1 protein-coding gene is annotated in these 369 nt (G+C 39.0%); it reads right to left on the reverse strand.

Going from position 1 to position 369, the window contains the following annotated elements:
• Positions 1–55 precede the first annotated feature (55 nt).
• On the reverse strand, positions 56–369 hold a 314-nt coding region (locus ACG9ZL_RS21205; protein WP_419361903.1), incomplete at its 5' end, for a hypothetical protein.

A 369-nucleotide genomic window follows, 5' to 3' on the forward strand; every position in this document is an offset into this window, starting at 1 on the left:
TCTTTATTTGCATAAATCAACTGTAGCAGCTCACCTCTTTTTGAAATAATAGCTGTCATTTCTTCATTTCCGTCAGAATCATTTGTGGACTTTGAATACTAAAAATACCTGTAGTGCTGTTTAATGTAATACGTATCGCGCGAGTATTGCGATTTGCAAAACCTAATTTGAGAACATAAGTAGCTGGTCCGCTATAAATGTCTTCTATCCCAGCATTCACTGCAAAAGTTCCTGTGAAATAAAATCCACCAGAGCTCATCACATCAGTCGGAGGTGTTTCCTGTCGGGCGACTAAAGCTCCATTTCTGTAGATCGAAAGAACTGCCCTAAGGTTTAACCTTTCAAAATATGAAAGAGAGCCACCATCCA

It is taken from the genome of Acinetobacter legionensis, assembly GCF_048551735.1.
In the GTDB taxonomy this organism is placed as follows: Bacteria; Pseudomonadota; Gammaproteobacteria; order Pseudomonadales; family Moraxellaceae; genus Acinetobacter.